This window comes from Psychroserpens sp. (genome assembly GCF_036960315.1).
GTDB lineage: Bacteria > Bacteroidota > Bacteroidia > Flavobacteriales > Flavobacteriaceae > Psychroserpens.
In genome coordinates this window covers 300,471-318,622 of the sequence record NZ_JBALVR010000003.1, presented here as the reverse complement: position 1 = coordinate 318,622, position 18,152 = coordinate 300,471, and the positions used below count along the sequence as shown (strand labels likewise).

Below are 18,152 nucleotides of genomic sequence, written 5' to 3'. Positions count from 1 at the left end.
TTAAATTAATAATAAATCATGGATAAACTAGCAGAATATAAAGACAACGCATTAGGCTCATTATCTGACATGTGGCCTGAAATTTTAAGAATTGGAATGAACGTTATTGGAGCTTTAGCTGTACTCTTCATAGGTTGGATAATTGTGAAGGTCGTCGTTAAAGTTCTCAAGAAGGCTTTAAAACTAGCAAAAGCAAATAGATTAGATGATAAATTAAATGAAATCGAAATTGTAGAAGGGAAGAAGCTTAATTTCGATACCATTAAGATTGTTTCAACTTTCGTGAAATGGTTAATATATATTATGTTACTAATTATAGTTTCAGATATATTAAACCTTAAAATTATATCAGAGCAGATTAGTAAATTTCTAGAATACTTGCCTCAATTATTTGCTGCCCTTATCATATTTACAGTAGGTTTACTTTTTGCAAATTTTGTAAAAAAGGGACTAAAGTCCTTTTTTGATTCAATGGATTTGTCTGGAGCCAAAATTATAAGTCAAATTGTATTTTTCTTATTGCTCATTTTTATTTCAATTACTGCTCTAAATCAAGCGGGAGTAGATACAGAAATCATTACAAGTAATTTTACGATGATTCTAGGAGCCTTTCTTCTTGCATTCGCTTTGGCGTTTGGTTTAGGAGCAAGAGAAGTTGTAGGTGATTTACTGAAGACGTTTTATACGAGAAAAACCTTTGAGGTAGGCAAGAAAATAGAGTTTGAAAACAAAATCTATGAGATAGAGGCTATTGAAAATATTTCAGTTGTTCTTAAAAATGCAGAAGAAAAAATGATTATCCCAATTAAAGACATTGTAGAAAGTCGTATTAAAGTTGTAGACTAATATCTAGGGTTATTGATTAATTATGTCAGTTATATATTATCTAGTCTGCCTTTAGACTTTCTTTAATCCCTTTTCATTCATTTGAAAAGGGATTTTTTTGTAAACAATAATAGTTGTTTAATAATGTAGAACTCTACAAGATATCATTTAATACTTTTGCTAATCGAATACCCGCTTTTTGCATTTGAGATCTTGCAATATTTAAGTACTTATATGAATATCTGCTACGTAAATTTTCGTCTTTTTCTGCAGAGGCATAAGCCATTTTAGTTATTTGGTGAGTTTCAGCGATCCAATCTAACTCAGTTCCTTTTTTTATGGCTTTAATTTGAGCTTTAGAAAGGTAATCAGCATTAGCAGCTAATTCAGAAAAACTCATCCCGTAAGACTCAATCATCTGCGTATCCCAAACGCGATGCATATTAGAATCTTTATAATTCCATTGTACTTTAAAATCATTGCCACCACGATCTTCTTTTTGTCCAATATGAAATGGTTGATGTAAATCACCAATAAGATGAATTAATAGTTTTAAATAAAACACTTTATCATCATTAGAGGCTGTTTTGTCAGTTATCATGCGTTTACAATATGCAATTCCAGTGACTAAATCCCCTTCTGGGTTTTTATTAGATGTTTCATAGGTAGCATCCAAAGGCATATTCAGATAATGCCAAGTTTTAAATTTATTATAGCGCTTATCTGATTTGATTTCGTCTGCAAATGTAGAAACTAAGGCCAAAGATTTATGATTAAGTAGTTTTTCTAGCTTGCGCTTAGTGCTATTTTTTAAATAATCATCAGCTATAGCACCAACAATACGATGACCAGTTTTTCCCCAAATTGGAGGAGTCTCTGCATTTAAGTTGAAATGGGATACTAAAAAGAATAGGAGTAAAAAAATATATTTCATTATAAATTGTATGTGAGATTTAGTATGGGTTTTTTAATAAGAGTAAGCACTGAAACTGAAACTGAAACTGCAATTTATTTTTTATTATTTCGCTTGTTATAATTCTTATCGCCTTTGGTTTTTGGCTTTTTGTATTTGGCTGCTATTTTAAACTTGTAAGAGCCACCTAAGTTTTCTTTTTTGTTCTTGTCTTTCTTTTCATGAAAGGCTGGTCCTGGTGCATCTTCGTCCCTTTGTTTAAGAGGGTTATATCGTTCTCTTATTTGCGGGCGTTCTTCTTCAATCAATAAATTAGAAATTTCAACTTCCGAAGGAAACTCAATAAAATCGATGGTTTTATCCATATAGTCTTCAATACCTTCGATAGCTTCTTGTTCATTTTCTGTAGAAAACGTCAAGGCCTGTCCTTGTTGCTCAGCACGGCCAGTTCTACCTATACGATGCATATAATTTTCAGGATATTTAGGCGTGTCAAAATTAATAACCTGGCTTATGTTTTCGATATCCAAACCACGAGCCATAACATCTGTAGCAATTAAAATTCGATTTTCTCCAGCTCTAAATTGCTCTATACTTCTTAATCTGTAATTTTGAGTTTTATTAGAATGTATCACACAAGATTGACCAGGGAATCGCTCTTCTAACTCGTCAAATAAGCGATCGGCTAACTTCTTAAAGCCAACGAATACAAGAACTTTATTATAGGTTTCACTGTCATGTAGTAAATGCTCCAACAGATTAGTTTTGGTGTAAAAGTTTCTTACATCATAACGTTGTTGTTCGATATTATGCAGCGGTGTTCCAGAAACTGCTATCGTTACTTTTTCCGGTTTTGTGAAGAAATCAGTAATCAACTCATCTACATCTTCAGTCATTGTTGCCGAAAACATAATATTTTGTCTACGTTCGGGTAGAATGTCAAATATGTTTAATAGTTGGTGTCTAAATCCTAAATCTAGCATGACATCAACTTCATCAATAACTAACTTGTGTATTGATTTTAATTGTAGCACATGACTTACGGCCAAATCAAACAAACGTCCTGGAGTGGCAACAATAATATCTTGACCTTCAGCAATAGCTCGTTTTTGTGTATTGATGTTTGTTCCACCATAAACACCCAAAACCCGAACATTAATGTAAGCGGCTAATTTTTCTATTTCATCAACAACTTGAACCACTAATTCACGAGTAGGTACCAAAATAAGTACTCTCGGATTCTCTTGTGTTGAATATTTTAAGTGACGCAAAATAGGCAACATGTACGCAAATGTCTTTCCTGTTCCAGTTTGCGCAATACCAACAACATCTTTGCCAGAAGCTACGATATTAAATGCCTGCGCTTGGATAGGTGTTGGGTACTCAAAACCTAAATCACCTAAGGCATTATACAAAGGTGTATTTAAATTTAAATCGGTAAAACTGGTTTGTTGTTCCATGTTGCAAAGATAAATTTTTACTTCGGAAAAACATACTTGTTATTGCGCACTTTAATTCGGTACTTTGTTATCCTATTAAAATCCATATTGAGAACTGTAAAAACCCAACATATTTCTAATCCTGAACGCTTTAAAAAACAGCTCTTGCTTTGGAGTGGTCAGTTTGATGAAGTGGTTTGGTTAGATAGCAATAATTATAATCAGAAATATACATCTTATGATGCTGTTTTGGCTGTGGATGCGTTCACTGTTTTTCAAACCGATTACTATGATGCGTTCAATCAGCTAAAGGAATATCAAACCACTACCAACGATTGGATTTTTGGTTACCTCTCCTATGATCTTAAGAATGATGTAGAGCAATTATCTTCTAATAATTTTGACGGACTACAATTCCCGGAGCTTTTCTTTTTTCAGCCTAAAAAGCTCTTTTTTTTAAAAGGAAATGTGCTAGAAACACATTATCTCAATCTTGTTGTTGATGAGTTGAAAGAAGATGTAGATTCGATAAGCCAAACAGAAATTGAAGATGAGAAAGAGGAGCTTTCCGAAGAAAATAACATTAAGATAAAGCTTAGAATTCATAAAGATGAATATTTTAGTAAGGTAAATGAAATGTTAGCACATATGCATAGAGGCGACATTTACGAAGCTAATTTTTGTCAGGAGTTTTATGCAGAAGACACAACTATTAACCCTATTGAAACTTACCAGAAGCTCAATGCGATTTCAAAGCCGCCACTTGCTTCGTTTTTGAGAGTTTATGACAAGTATTTATTATCTGCTTCTCCAGAACGTTATATTAAAAAAGAAGGCTTAAAAATTACATCACAGCCTATAAAAGGAACAGCCAAACGCTCGTTAGATAAAGTCGAAGATGAACAATTAATAAAAACGCTTTCCGAAGATATTAAAGAACGTAGTGAAAATATTATGATTGTTGATTTGGTAAGAAATGACCTTTCAAAAACAGCAACCAAAGGAAGTGTAAACGTCGAAGAACTTTGTAAAGTCTATACCTTTGATCAAGTGCATCAAATGGTTTCTACAGTAACGTCTACTGTGAATAAAAGTACACATCCAGTTGATATTATTAAGACGACGTTTCCTATGGGAAGTATGACAGGAGCTCCAAAGATTTCAGCAATGCAGATTATTGAAGAACTAGAAGCTACAAAACGCGGACTCTATTCTGGAGCTGTGGGTTATTTTTCTCCTAATGATGATTTCGATTTTAATGTCGTGATACGAAGTATTCTTTACAATGAAACAAATAAATATGTGTCCTATTCTGTTGGTGGCGCCATAACAGCTAAAAGTGACCCACTTAAAGAATATGAGGAATGCTTGATTAAAGCCAAAGCCATGCGTACTGTATTAGAAAATTAACCTAATTTTTTTCTGAAACTTTTTTGAATGGCTTTAAATATCCTTTCCAGTCTAATGATTTCTAAGTGTTTTAGTTTTGAAATTTCTTCAAAATTGAGTTTACCAAAAACATGTAAATCAATAATATTAGCAATTTGTGGTGGTATCCAACTGTAAAAACCTCCAATTACTTTCGGTGTTTCTTGTAGACTAATATCTTGAATTTCAAAGGCATTTAGCAAAGTACTGTTATTGTCAGTGTATAAAAATAAGTGTTTGTGCTTACGATCTTGTGCATAAGAAATATCATCAAAATCTTCTTGCATAATGAAATCTAAATCGGCATCTACATAAAACTGTTCATCTAAGCCATCTAATTCTTCCTCTAAAATTGAATTGGTACTGATCGTGTTTTTATGAAAAGCTTCTTTTTTAAATAACATATCTAAGTCATTATCAACATAAGCAAACAGTCTGAGTTTCACAGCAAGAGCCTCATCATCTATATTATAACCGCCTTCATACAGCTCAAGAATAGCTGTGTCGATCAAATCATTAGAATTAAACATGTTCTTAGGTAAAATACCTGTAGACTCTGCAATGTATAGTCGATGTTTTACATAAGGTTGCAAATGTTGTATCGCAGAAAGTACTTTTTTGTCATATTCATTTTGAGCAAATTTGTCCTGAATTTCCTTTGAAGTTTTCATGGTTGTCGAATTAAATTAATGAATTAAATTTAAAATATATTTAAGTATTTAAATATGATTTATATCATTTTCAATTAAATTGTATCGTCTATTTAGTGGAGCAAAGTTGTATATTTGATTTATGATTGATGCATTTCATAGCCACATAAAAACCAATCTTGATTTTTTAAATAAAAGCAAACTCCTAATTGCCATTTCTGGTGGATTGGATAGTGTGGTATTAACGCATTTATGTCACAAGCTCAAACTTGATATGTCTTTGGCACATTGTAATTTTAATTTACGCGGAATAGAAAGTGATGCAGATGAAAGCTTTGTTCTAGAATTGGCTGATAAATTTGGACTAGAAGTTTTTGTGGAGAGTTTTAATACTGAAGATTATGCAAATGAACATAAGATGTCCATTCAAATGGCAGCTCGAGAATTACGCTATGACTGGTTTTACGATTTAGCTGAAGGTTTGGGGTTTGATTATATTCTCACGGCACATCATGCCGATGATAATCTAGAAACAGTTTTGATCAATCTCACCAGAGGAACAGGTTTAAATGGATTGACAGGAATTCCTGAAATTAACGATAATATTGTGAGACCTTTGCTTCCGTTTTCTAGAGATGATTTAGAAAACTATGCTAAAGCAAATCATATAAAATGGAGGGAAGATAGCAGCAATGCATCCGATAAATACCTTCGGAATAAACTACGACATCACGTGATTCCTGTTTTAAAAGAGGTTAATCCAGAATTGCTTAAAAACTTTAAAAAGACTTTAGGGAATTTAAATGATACTGCCGATATTGTCGATGAGAGCTTAAATGCAGTTGCTAAAAGAGCCATTGATGTTATTGATGAACATCAAATCAAATTTAAAATTTCAGAACTTAAAAAAGTCAATAACCCCAAAGCCTACCTCTATGAACTGTTAAAAGACTATGGTTTTACAGAATGGAATGATGTTGTTAACTTATTAGATGCACAATCTGGGAAGCAAGTGTTTTCTGAAACGCATCGTTTGATAAAGGATAGAGAGCATTTGATTATAACAGAATGTCATACTGAGCGCAGTGGAAGCGCTACCGAAGAACCCATTATCATCAGTGAAACTGATAAAAAGTTTCAAACGCCCATCGGAAGCTTGTTTTTTGATGAAGCAGATGCTGTTTTTGGAAAGCGAACCAATGTGATTTTTGTGGATAGAGATACTTTTAAATTTCCTTTGAGTTTGCGTCAATGGGAAAAAGGGGACAGCTTTTATCCTTTAGGAATGAAAGGTAAAAAGAAGCTTAGTAAATATTTTAAAGACGAGAAGTTGTCTTTAGTAGATAAGGAAAATGTCTGGCTTTTATGTTCAGGCGACGATGTTGTTTGGGTTGTTAATAGTCGAGCAGATGACCGATTTAAAGTCACCAAAAACACAAAACATATTTTAAAAATTGAATTAAATTAAACTATCATTCTGTCCCGAAGTGTGGGGAATTCGGAATTTAATAATAAAACTAACATATTGAAACTACAAGGACAAATAGTCGATATAAAAAACAAACGCATCTTTAAAGGAGAAGTCACCATTTCCGAAGGAAAGATTAGAGCAATAGAAGAAAAGGAACATGATATAGAACACTACATCCTTCCTGGCTTTGTAGATGCACACATTCATATAGAAAGCTCTATGTTGGTGCCTACTGAGTTTGCTCGACTTGCGGTAAATCACGGAACAGTTGCCACAGTTTCTGATCCGCATGAAATTGCAAATGTACTCGGAATTGATGGTGTAAATTTCATGATTGATAACGGAAAGAAAACGTCTTTTAAATTCAATTTTGGCGCACCATCCTGCGTGCCTGCAACGTCTTTTGAGTCGGCTGGAGCGGTTATTGATTCTGACGGAATCAAACAACTCATGGCAAATCCTGACATCAAGTATTTAGCAGAAATGATGAATTATCCTGGTGTGTTATTTGATGATGCCGAAGTCCTTAAAAAATTGGCTTGGGCAAAACATTATAATAAGCCTATTGATGGTCATGCTCCTGGAGTAGTTGGCGATGATATTACGAAATATATTAGTGCAGGAATTTCTACCGACCATGAGTGTTTTACTTATGAAGAAGGCTTAGAGAAACTTCAAAAAGGAATGAAAGTGCTCATACGTGAAGGGAGTGCAGCTAAGAATTTTGAAGCTTTAATCGATTTACTTCCTGAATATTATGACAACATGATGTTCTGCAGTGATGACAAACATCCTGATGATTTAATTATTGATCACATTAATAAATTATGTGCTCGTGCAGTGGCTAAAGGGATAGATATCTTTAAAGTATTAAAAGCGGCTTGTATTAATCCAGTAGAACATTATAATTTGGATGTTGGTTTGCTGCAAGTTGGTGATGATGCCGATTGTATTGTAGTCAAAGACTTGAAAGATTTTGAAGCTATCCAAACCTATATCAATGGCGAATTGGTAAGTGAGAATGGGATGTCTAAATTGCAATCTGTACCATTTGAAAATCTTAATAATTTCAATACAAATAAGAAAGCGGTTTCTGATTTCAGAGTACCTTCTGAAGCGAAACAAATTCGAGTTATAGAAGCCCTTGAAGGACAGTTAGTGACCAACGAGTTAATAGAGGATGCTACAATTAAAGATGGTAATCTCGTGTCGAATACTGAAAACGATATTCTAAAAATGACTGTAGTTAACCGCTATAATAACAATAAGCCAGCTATGGCTTTTATTAAAAATTTCGGATTAAAAGAAGGTGCTATTGCTTCATCTGTTGGTCATGATTCTCACAATATTATTGCTGTGGGAGTTTCTGATGAGATGATTTGTAAAGCCGTTAATCTCATCATAGAAAATAAAGGTGGGATATGTGCTGTATCAAATTCCGAGGAAAAAATCGTTCCGTTGCCAGTGGCAGGTATTATGAGCGATCAGGATGGAGAAACTATTGGGAAAGATTATGCGGTTTTAGATCAAATGGCTAAAGTATTAGGTAGTCCTCTAAATGCACCTTATATGACCTTGTCGTTTATGGCACTATTGGTAATCCCGTCATTAAAATTAAGTGATAAAGGGTTATTTAATGGAACAGAGTTTACGTTTACTTCCTTAGAAATTTAATAAAAAAGAATCCCTAAACACCTTTGGTTGAGGATCCCATTAAACCTGTCTTTCTCGTGGAAACGGGAATCATAAATAAGAATCATTCAATATAGTTTTTAAATTATTATTGACTTCTCAATAATAGCTACATTTTAATATATATTTCATATATTTGATTGGAGTGTGATTAAAAATCGTCAGTTCTATGACAAGGTTTTTATAGCATTCTTATTTTTTGTTCAAATATTAATAAAATTAATCTGAAAAGCTGATTATGAATGTAAGCGAGACACTTTCCGAAGTAAAAAATTATATAAATGGTAAATTCGAAAGAAATGGTCAAAATTCAATGGATGTTTTAAGTCCTATAGATGGCAGTAAAATTTCTTCAATTCCATTATCTACAACTCAAGATGTTGATGCTGCCGTCCAAGCTGCAAAGCAAGCATTTCCTGAATGGTCGGGAATGACTTTAAAAGAGCGTGTTCAAATATTCTTTAGATATCGTAATCTACTAGAAAAAAATATAGATGAGTTAACGAAATTAGTTCAGCTCGAAAATGGTAAAACCTATGGAGAGGCTAAAGCCGAAGTTGAAAAAAGCATGGAGCTTTGTGAATTTGCGGTGTCTATGCCACAAATTGTAGTCAATGAAGTCCAAGAAGTAAGTAAAGGTGTAGAATGCCGAATTGAGCGTAAACCATTAGGTGTTGTTGCATCAATTACACCATTCAATTTCCCAAATATGGTACCACATTGGACGCTTCCTAATGCACTAGTTTTAGGGAATACTATGGTTATGAAACCTTCTGAATTGGTCCCGCTAAGTACAGTTCGAATGGCAGAACTACTCAAAGAAGCTGGTCTTCCTGATGGCGTTTTTAATATTGTTAATGGAGGTAAAGAAGTCGTAGAAGCCATCTGTGATCATCCAAAAATTGAAGCAGTATCATTTGTAGGCTCAACTAAAGTAGCAAAAATAGTATATAAAAGAGCCACTTCTAATTTAAAACGTTGTGTAGCACTGGGTGGCGCAAAAAATCATTTATTAGTCTTTCCAGATGCTAATCCCGAAATGACAGCATCTAATGTTGTAGCCTCAATGTCTGGCTGTGCTGGACAACGATGTATGGCAGCTTCAGTAATGGTTGGTGTAGATAAGGTGCAGCATATTATTGATCGTATGGTGGAAGATGCTAAAGCTATTGTGCCTGGAGATAATTTAGGTTCTGTAATTACTGCTGAAGCGAAAAAACGTATTGAAAGATATATAGATGAAGCGGAAAAGGATGGCGCAAAAATCTTATTAGATGGTCGTAATACAACTGTTCCGGGCAAAGAAGGCGGTTATTATGTTGGACCAACAATTATAGATCATGTGACAACAGATATGTCTGTAGCTCGTGAAGAAATTTTTGGACCTGTGATTTCAATTATTAGAGCTAAAGATTTGGATGAAGCTATTGAAATTGAAAACGGATCTAATTATGGAAATGCAGCTGCTGTATTTACACAAAGTGGTGGATTAGCGAAGCAAGTAATGGATCGTGCAAGTGCTGGAATGATTGGTGTTAATATTGGAGTTCCCGTACCTCGTGAGCCTTTTTCTTTCGGTGGTTGGAATGAATCTAAATTCGGTGTTGGTGATATTACTGGACGTAGTTCTATTGAGTTCTGGACACAAAATAAGAAAACCACAACGAAGTGGAATCCAGAAGCACAAACAAATTGGATGAGTTAATTAATTTGTATATATAGCTATATTTAAAATAATGATTAATCAACTATTTGAAATTAATGAGTAACCAACAAATTATAAAAGATAATTTAGACTATACGCTATTTTCATGGGGAAAGCAAGGTGGTCTAAACCCAATAAATGCTTCACATGCCAAAGGCTCTTATATCTACGATAGAGATGGAAAAAAATACTTAGATTTCTCTTCACAATTAATGAACGTTAATATAGGTCATGGGGACCAACGAATTACTGAGGCTGTTGCTAAACAAATGCAAGAGGTGAGTTATGTGTATCCTGGTATGGCCACAGATGTTCGTGGAAAACTTGGAAAAAAACTAGCAGAGATTACACCTGGGAATTTAACTAAAACTTTCTTTACCCTTGGCGGAGCTGAAGCGATTGAAAACGCAATCAAGCTTTCAAGAATATTTACGGGTCGCCATAAAATAATTTCACATTATAGAGCGTATCATGGTGCAACTTATGGCGCAATAGCTGCCAGTGGAGATCCAAGGCGGTTTCCTGTAGATAGCCAAGTAATGCCTAATGTGGTACATGTAGAAAATCCATATGCTTACCGTTGCCCATGGAACTCTGATTCAATTGAGCAATGTGGAGAACGTGCCTTGGCACATTTGGAGCGTGTCGTATTATTAGAAAACCCAAATAATGTCGCAGCTATTTTACTAGAAGGCGAATCGGGTTCTTCGGGATGTTTAAAATATCCACCAATGTATTTGAAACACGTTCGTGAACTTTGTGACAAGTATGGAATTATGATGATTGATGATGAGGTGATGAGTGGTTTTGGACGCACAGGAAAAATGTTTGGAATAGATCATCATGGTGTAACGCCAGATTTCATGTGTCTAGCTAAAGGGTTGACTTCAGGGTATTTGCCTTTGGGCGGACTCGTAGTGACTGATGAAATTGCAGAATATTTTAATGATAATCCGATGACCATAGGATTGACTTATTCTGCGCATCCTACGCTTTGTGCGGCCGCATTAGAAAATGTACGAATCATTGAGGATGAGAATTTAGTCGAACGTGCAGCAGACATGGGATTGTATATCGAAGCCGAAGTAGAAAAATTAAAAGCAAAACATCCATCAATTGGAGACTTTAGAAATACAGGTTTATTAGGTTGTATAGAACTCGTGAAAAATAGAGACACTAAAGAACCTACGACACCTTGGAATGCAAAACCTAGTGAAATGGAAGCCACTTCAAGAATGGCTTCAAAGATTAGAGAATTAGGAATGTTCACGTTTGTTCGTTGGAATTGGATTTTTATCGCTCCTCCTTTAAATGTAACAAAAGAAGAAGTCGATGAAGGTTTGAAGATCATTTCGCAAGCTATTGCTATTGCTGATGAATATTGCTACTAAATATAATTCTGTTAAAATTTGAATCAAGAAATTTAAGAATCATGAAAACACTATTAAAAACCCTCGCTTTATTATTGATTGTTACGACACTAAATGCTCAAGAAATTACTGGAAAATGGTTCGGTGTATTAGACATACCAGGTAATTCATTACGAATACATATTAATATCAGTGAAAATGGAGATAAATATTCAGCTGTATTATTGAGTCCTGATCAAAGTAATGCTGAAATTCCAGCAACGGCTATTACTTTTGTTAATCCAAGTTTAGCATTTGAAATAACAAGTCTTGCAGTGGTCTATAAAGGCGAATTGAAAGGTAAAGAAATTCAAGGAACATTTACTCAGTCAGGAAATGACTTGCCGCTAATTTTTAAGCGTACAGAAATAGTAAAACAGGAGCCTATAACAATTGAAGGAAAAATAGATGAGGTTTTTGCTTCTTGGGATAATCCAAAAACTCCTGGAGGTGCTGTTGCTATTATGAAAAATGGAGAATTAGTCTATTCTAAAGCTTTTGGTGCGGCGAGCTTAGAATATGATGTGCTAAATACAACGGAAACCTTGTTTAATATTGGTTCAGTGTCCAAACAATTTACTGCAATGGGTATTATACTATTACATCAACAAGGTAAAATATCTGTTGATGATGATATTCGGAAATACTTAACCGATCTACCTGATTTTGGACATAAAATCACCATCAGACATTTACTGCATCATACAAGTGGTTTGCGAAGTTTGCATGCCCTTTTTGGTATTGCTGGTTGGCGTGATGATGATTCCAAAACAAATGCAGATTTAAGACGTATTATGAAATATCAAAAGGACTTAAACTTTAAGCCTGGTGATGAATATTTGTATTGCAATACTGGGTATATGTTTATGGCTGATATTATTGAAGAAGTTACAGGTGAAAAATTTACAGATTGGATGAAAAAATCTGTTTTTAACCCCTTAGGAATGGAGAATTCTTATGCGGAGGATAAGTATAATCGAATAGTTCCTAATAATGCAACATCTTATAATTATAACTCAGAAGCATTTGAGCGAGAAGTTGAATATTGGGGTTATGTGGGATCTGGTAATGTACATTCTAATACCAATGAATTATTAATGTGGTTATCTAATTTTTATGAACCTAAAGCAGGCTGGGAAAGTGCCTTTAAAATGTTAGAAACTCTTGATCCATTTAATGATGGAGGCCTTAATAATTATGCCTTTGGAGTTTTTATTGATGAGTTTAACGGTAAAAAGGTAATACAGCACAATGGAGCTGTTGGTGGCTTTAGAGCTTCTGCATCGACGTTTCCAGAAGAAAAATTAAATATTGTTATTCTTTCAAATTTTTCATCAGCTAATGTTGGAGGGAAGAGTAATGAATTGACTGAATTATTTATTAAAGAAGATAATCAGGGTAACGATTTCACATCAAAACTTCCTGATGCAATCTCAATGACTTCAGAAGACTTAAAAAAGTTTGAAGGTCAGTTCTGGAATAACAAAGAAAGCTACGCTCGAAAAATTTATGTTAAAAACGATACACTTAGATATCAGCGTACGCCAACAAATGAAAGTGTAATTGTTCCTATTGGTAATTCAAAATTTAAAATGTTGAATGTTCAGGTTGATCTGGTTGCAGAATTTGTGTACAAAAAAAACAGACTTGATAAAATGATAGTAACAGTAGATGAAGATGCTCCAACAATTATGGAAGCTTTCGAAACATTTATTCCTACTACTGATAATAAAAAATCTTATGTGGGAACATATTATAGCCCTGAATTAGAAACTCAGTATCGATTTTATTTGGAAAAGGATAAACTGAAATGGAGGCATATTCGACATGGTGAATATGAAGTTGAATTTATTGGTGAGGATATTTTGCAGATGATCCCTGGCGTAGTAATTAAGGTTAAGAGAAATCCCAAAGGTCAAGTTGAAGGATTTTATTTATCTAATGGTCGCGTCAGAAATCTTTGGTTTGAAAAAGAAGACTAACAAACAGATAGGAATTACTAAATGAACAAAGATATTGTAGAATTACAAGAAGATGTTTCTAAGTCACCATTATATAGTGAGGATTTAGCGCCTGTACCATCAAGTCAACGAACTTGGAGTAAGTGGCATTTGGCTGCTATTTGGGTTGGAATGGCGGTATGTATTCCAACATATCTTTTGGCATCTTACATGATTAAAAGCGGTTTAAACTGGTATGAAGCGCTCATTATTATTGGTGTTGCTAATTTAATTATTACTATCCCAATGGTGCTTAATGGCCATGCAGGAGTGAAATATGGAATCCCATTTCCTGTTATTGGTCGTGCAGCTTTTGGTACAAAAGGCGTGCATTTGGCTTCGGTAACTCGAGGGATTATTGCTTGTGGTTGGTTTGGTGTACAAACTTGGATAGGTGGCTTGGCTATTTATGCGATTTTTAATGCTGTTACCGGTTCTACTGGAGAGTTAGAACTCTCGGTTGGAAAATTTGTGAGCTTTGGAATTTTCTGGCTGATTAACATGTATTTCATTTGGAAAGGAACAGAAAGTATCAAATGGCTCGAAACCTATTCAGCACCTATTCTTGTGATTATGGGAATTGCTCTCATCTATTGGAGTTATGCTAAAGCTGATGGGTTTTCAGTGGTGTTAGATCAAAGTGTTCAGCTTGAAAAAACTGCTGCTACCATTACAGAAAAGGAAGATAAATTTTATCTCAATTTGAATGTTTTAAAGAATAAGGAAGGACAACTCAAAGTATCTGAATATAACATTGTATCAGATGAAAGCACTACGTGGCAAACTTTTACTGCAAATCCAATTTTGGTTAATAGTACTGAAAATGTGCAAGTGCAATTCAGGAATAATAACACTGTATCTAGTGTTGTTAATGCTAACGTAATAACTACAGATGGAAATTCTGAAAGTAAATTGTGGAGCTACTTGTTGTGGTTGACAGCGATGGTTGGTTTTTGGGCTACTATGTCTATTAGTATCGCAGATATTACGCGTTATGCCGCAACTCAAAAAGATCAAGTGGCTGGGCAATTTATCGGTTTGCCTGCAACGATGATGTTGTATTCTTTTGTTGGGATTTTTGTAACCTGTGCAGCGATTATAAATTTTAAAGACATATTGATTGCAGATGATGCACCTTGGGATCCTGTATCGCTAATCGCGAAATTTGAAAATCCAGTTGTCGTAATTGTAGCGCAAGTCTTTATGATTATTGCAACCTTAAGCACCAATATAGCTGCAAATGTTATTGCGCCTTCAAATGCTTTTTCAAACTTATGGCCCAAAAAAATAAGCTTTAAAAAAGGAGGGACTATTACTGGAATTGTAGGAATACTAATTATGCCGTGGTGGTTGCTCAATGAAATTTCTGGATTTTTAATTTTTGTTAGCGGACTCCTAGGTCCAGTACTTGGGATTTTGATTGCAGATTATTATGTGGTTAGAAAAAAGCGATTAGAACTCGCCGAATTATATAAAGAAGATGGTATGTATTCATATCAAAAAACAGGATTTAATAAAGCAGCAATGATTGCATTGTTTATTGGAGTATTTGCTGCGTTGATAGGATATTGGGTTCCTGCGTTAAGCTTTTTGTATTCCTTATCATGGTTTACAGGGTTTATCATATCATTTGCATTGTATTGTTTTCTAATGAAAAAACCAAACTAACATGAACACAAAGTATATTATATTATTTATATATTTTTCGATCCTTTTTTTAATTGGATACTTCGCTTCTAAAAAAATTAAAAGCACGAAAGATTATTATGTAGGCGGAAAACAATTAAACTTCTGGGTTGTTGCGTTCTCTGCAAGAGCTACTGGAGAATCCGCATGGTTGCTGCTAGGACTTACAGGTTTGGGCGCCATGGTAGGCGTTTCAGCCTTTTGGGTTGTGTTAGGAGAAGTCATAGGAGTCACAGTTGCGTGGTTTTTTATGGCTGAAAAATTCAAAAATCTTACAGATAAATATAATTCCATCACTATTCCAGATTATCTAGTGAGCCGATTTAAGCCAAAGACCAACACGTTGCGTATTGTTGCAGCAACTGCTTTGTCTTTATTTGTGATTATTTATGTAAGTGCTCAAATTGATGCTACAGGTTCTGCGTTTGAATCATTTCTTGGTTGGAATTATTTCACTGGAGCTATTGTTGGCTTCGTTATTGTCTTGACTTATATTTTTTCAGGAGGTTTTGTTGCTGTTGCTTGGTCTGATTTATTTCAGGGTTTAATTATGCTTTTAGGATTAGTTGCATTGCCAATAGTTGCTTATTATTCAATTTCGCCTGATGTTTCAGTAACTCAAGAACTCATAAAACTGGATCCTTCATTTTTAAATATTTGGGGAGAAGGAGGTTTTAATACTTTAAACCTATTTACAATTTTAGGTTTTATGTGTATCGGTTTAGGATTTATGGGGTCGCCTCAATTATTTGTGAGGTTTATGTCTATAAAGAGTACGGCAGAAATTAAAAAAGGACGTTGGGTCGCTATTGTGTTTACCATACTTACAGATGTATGTGCTGTGCTTATTGGGATTTTTGGAAGATATCTTTTAACAACAATTGATGCTGATCCTGAAGTGCTTTTAGGTAATGCAGCGCAAAATGTACTACCTCTTTTAGTCGAAAAAATAATGCCGCTTACTTTAATTGGAATTTATATAGCAGCTGTTTTATCAGCAATCATGTCTACTATAGATTCTCTCTTAGTCGTTGCATCTAGTGCAATATCTAGAGACTTTTATCAGCAAATTTTTAAGCCAAATAAAACAGAAAAACAATTAGCAAAAATTTCTAAAATAATTACATTATTACTTGCTGTATTCGCATTAATAGTTGCGATGATTGTTGCCGTTACAACTCCAGAAAGGACAATCTTTTGGTTTGTTATTTTTGGCTGGTCTGGAATAGCAGCTACATTTTGTCCAACAATTATTCTGTCACTTTTTTGGGGTAAATTCAATGAAAAAGGTGCTATTGCTTCTATGATAACAGGTTTTTTGTCTGTTCCTCTTTTTAAATTCGGATTTTCGTCTTTGGATACTATTGGGATCTATTTTGAAAAACTTGGAGAACTAGGTCCATCATTTGTTTTGGCAATAATCGTTGGAGTGATAGTAAGTAAAGTTTCAACTAATAATAAAACGATAAGTGAACTGAATGCTAATACTGATTAAAAACTTGTAAATTTAAGAAATCGATTAACCTATAAATTCAATACTAAAAATGTCAATTTTAATAAAAAATGGTCAAATAGTAACTGCATCGGAAACTTATATAGCTGATGTATATACTGAAGGCGAAAAAATAATTGCCATAGGAAAAGATTTAAAATATCAAGCAGATAAGGTGATTGATGCAACCAATAAACTAGTGTTTCCTGGTGGAATTGATCCTCATGTTCATCTAGACATGCCATTTATGGGCACTTATTCTAGTGATGATTATGAGACGGGAACACGAGCCGCTTTACATGGTGGTACTACAATGGTGATTGATTTTATATTGCAAACACAAGGAGATTCACTTCATAATGCATTAAAGACATGGCAACAAAAATCTAAGGGTAAAGCTGTAGGTGATTATTCGTATCATATGGCTGTGACTGATTTCAATGATGAGGTAGCCAAGGAAGTCGTTCAGATGATTGAAGAAGAAGGGATTTCATCTTTTAAAACTTTTATGGCCTATAAAGGAGCCCTAATGATCGATGATGGTCAAATGGTGCAACTTATGAAGGTTGTTAAAAAGTATGGTGGTTTGGTTACCGTTCATGCTACTAATGGTGATATGATAGATTCATTAATTGCTAAAAACCGAGCAGAGGGAAATTTGTCACCTTTATATCATTATTTGTCACAGCCGGAAGTTACTGAATCAGAGGCGTCAGGTCGCTTTGCAGATATGTTGAATTATACAGGTTGCCCAGGGTATATTGTTCATATGACTTGTGAAGGTGCCTTAAATGCTGTCCGTAAAGCTACGCAACGAAATCAAAAAATATTTGTAGAAACTTGCACGCAATATCTAATGTTAGATGCGTCACTCTATGAAAATGACTTTGAAGGGGCGAAATGGGTTATGAGTCCGCCATTAAGAGAAAAGAAAGATCAGACAGCTTTGTGGTCTGGAATAAATCAAGGTTTAATTCAAGTCGTTGGGACAGATCATTGTCCGTTCATGTGGGAACAAAAGAAAATGGGAAAAGATGATTTTTCTAAAATACCTAATGGACATCCAGCAATTGAACATCGTATGGAATTATTATTTTCTGAAGGTGTACATAAAGAAAAAATATCATTGACAAAATATGTAGAAATCAGCTCGACTAATGCAGCAAAAATCTTTGGAATGTATCCGAGAAAAGGAACAATTGCTATAGGTAGTGATGCTGATATTGTGATATTCGATCCAAATAAAGAACATGTGATTTCTGTAGAAACACATCATATGAATTGTGATTATTCAGGTTACGAAGGTCAAAAAGTTACAGGGAAAACAGAAACTGTAATTTTAAGAGGTAGAGTTGCAATTGAAAACGAAGCATGTCTTTTAAGTGCAGGACATGGACAATTTATTAAAAGAGGAAAAACCTCTAAGACAGTTATATAAACGA

The 18,152-nt window shown here is 34.3% G+C and carries 13 protein-coding genes; 10 read left to right on the top strand and 3 right to left on the bottom strand.

The features are described from left to right. Window positions 1-18 precede the first annotated feature (18 nt). Window positions 19-846: a mechanosensitive ion channel family protein gene (locus V7719_RS07285; protein WP_335729222.1), complete on the top strand. Its 828-nt coding sequence runs from the start codon at window positions 19-21 to the stop codon at window positions 844-846. A gap of 133 nt (window positions 847-979) precedes the next feature. On the opposite strand, the gene V7719_RS07280 is transcribed toward V7719_RS07285, so the two are convergent. Continuing rightward, the gene (locus V7719_RS07280) at window positions 980-1,759 is read right to left on the bottom strand and encodes a S1/P1 nuclease (RefSeq protein ID WP_335729221.1); all 780 of its coding nucleotides are present in this window, start codon (window positions 1,757-1,759) and stop codon (window positions 980-982) included. A 74-nt stretch (window positions 1,760-1,833) separates the two neighbouring features. Further along, window positions 1,834-3,198 carry a DEAD/DEAH box helicase gene (locus V7719_RS07275; protein ID WP_335729220.1) on the bottom strand — a complete coding sequence of 455 codons (1,365 nt, stop codon included), beginning with the start codon at window positions 3,196-3,198 and terminating at the stop codon, window positions 1,834-1,836. 84 nt (window positions 3,199-3,282) lie between these two features. On the opposite strand from V7719_RS07275, the gene pabB reads away from it, so the two are divergent. Next, on the top strand, window positions 3,283-4,587 hold the full coding sequence (gene pabB / locus V7719_RS07270; protein ID WP_335729358.1) for an aminodeoxychorismate synthase component I: 1,305 nt from the start codon (window positions 3,283-3,285) through the stop codon (window positions 4,585-4,587). Here the strand turns inward: pabB and V7719_RS07265 are convergent. After that, window positions 4,584-5,276: a hypothetical protein gene (locus V7719_RS07265; protein WP_335729219.1), complete on the bottom strand. Its 693-nt coding sequence runs from the start codon at window positions 5,274-5,276 to the stop codon at window positions 4,584-4,586. The genes pabB and V7719_RS07265 overlap by 4 nt on opposite strands. A gap of 121 nt (window positions 5,277-5,397) precedes the next feature. Between V7719_RS07265 and tilS the strand changes: the two genes are divergently transcribed. The 8 genes from tilS (at window position 5,398) to hydA (ending at window position 18,148) form a co-directional block, all read left to right on the top strand. Further along, window positions 5,398-6,723 (top strand): tRNA lysidine(34) synthetase TilS, encoded by a 1,326-nt coding sequence (gene tilS, locus V7719_RS07260; protein WP_335729218.1) that lies wholly within the window; start codon window positions 5,398-5,400, stop codon window positions 6,721-6,723. A 57-nt stretch (window positions 6,724-6,780) separates the two neighbouring features. Next, entirely contained in the window at window positions 6,781-8,400 is a 1,620-nt protein-coding gene (ade, locus tag V7719_RS07255) for an adenine deaminase (RefSeq protein ID WP_335729217.1), read from the top strand. Between the two features lie 256 nt (window positions 8,401-8,656). Beyond that, window positions 8,657-10,123, top strand: a complete 1,467-nt coding sequence (locus V7719_RS07250) for a CoA-acylating methylmalonate-semialdehyde dehydrogenase (RefSeq protein WP_335729216.1) — start codon at window positions 8,657-8,659, stop codon at window positions 10,121-10,123. Window positions 10,124-10,179: 56 nt separating this feature from the next. Then, entirely contained in the window at window positions 10,180-11,514 is a 1,335-nt protein-coding gene (locus tag V7719_RS07245; protein ID WP_335729215.1) for an aminotransferase class III-fold pyridoxal phosphate-dependent enzyme, read from the top strand. A 41-nt stretch (window positions 11,515-11,555) separates the two neighbouring features. Next, window positions 11,556-13,514, top strand: coding sequence for a serine hydrolase domain-containing protein (locus V7719_RS07240; protein WP_335729214.1), 1,959 nt, complete (start codon window positions 11,556-11,558; stop codon window positions 13,512-13,514). Between the two features lie 21 nt (window positions 13,515-13,535). Further along, window positions 13,536-15,200 (top strand): NCS1 family nucleobase:cation symporter-1, encoded by a 1,665-nt coding sequence (locus tag V7719_RS07235; RefSeq protein ID WP_335729213.1) that lies wholly within the window; start codon window positions 13,536-13,538, stop codon window positions 15,198-15,200. 1 nt (window position 15,201) lies between these two features. Then, complete coding sequence (locus V7719_RS07230) at window positions 15,202-16,713, top strand: sodium/proline symporter (RefSeq protein WP_335729212.1); 1,512 nt, start codon at window positions 15,202-15,204, stop codon at window positions 16,711-16,713. A 49-nt stretch (window positions 16,714-16,762) separates the two neighbouring features. Then, the gene (hydA, locus tag V7719_RS07225) at window positions 16,763-18,148 is read left to right on the top strand and encodes a dihydropyrimidinase (RefSeq protein WP_335729211.1); all 1,386 of its coding nucleotides are present in this window, start codon (window positions 16,763-16,765) and stop codon (window positions 18,146-18,148) included. The last annotated feature ends 4 nt before the right edge of the window (window positions 18,149-18,152 follow it).

What these genes read in the sequence shown, in the direction of transcription:
- V7719_RS07275 (WP_335729220.1), bottom strand. Translation starts at nt 3,198, where the DNA reads ATGGAACAACAAACCAGTTTTACCGATTTAAATTTAAATACACCTTTG.
- V7719_RS07265 (WP_335729219.1), bottom strand. Translation starts at nt 5,276, where the DNA reads ATGAAAACTTCAAAGGAAATTCAGGACAAATTTGCTCAAAATGAATAT.
- V7719_RS07235 (WP_335729213.1), top strand. Translation starts at nt 13,536, where the DNA reads ATGAACAAAGATATTGTAGAATTACAAGAAGATGTTTCTAAGTCACCA.
- V7719_RS07230 (WP_335729212.1), top strand. Translation starts at nt 15,202, where the DNA reads ATGAACACAAAGTATATTATATTATTTATATATTTTTCGATCCTTTTT.
- V7719_RS07240 (WP_335729214.1), top strand. Translation starts at nt 11,556, where the DNA reads ATGAAAACACTATTAAAAACCCTCGCTTTATTATTGATTGTTACGACA.
- V7719_RS07285 (WP_335729222.1), top strand. Translation starts at nt 19, where the DNA reads ATGGATAAACTAGCAGAATATAAAGACAACGCATTAGGCTCATTATCT.
- V7719_RS07280 (WP_335729221.1), bottom strand. Translation starts at nt 1,759, where the DNA reads ATGAAATATATTTTTTTACTCCTATTCTTTTTAGTATCCCATTTCAAC.
- V7719_RS07245 (WP_335729215.1), top strand. Translation starts at nt 10,180, where the DNA reads ATGAGTAACCAACAAATTATAAAAGATAATTTAGACTATACGCTATTT.
- tilS (WP_335729218.1), top strand. Translation starts at nt 5,398, where the DNA reads ATGATTGATGCATTTCATAGCCACATAAAAACCAATCTTGATTTTTTA.
- V7719_RS07250 (WP_335729216.1), top strand. Translation starts at nt 8,657, where the DNA reads ATGAATGTAAGCGAGACACTTTCCGAAGTAAAAAATTATATAAATGGT.
- hydA (WP_335729211.1), top strand. Translation starts at nt 16,763, where the DNA reads ATGTCAATTTTAATAAAAAATGGTCAAATAGTAACTGCATCGGAAACT.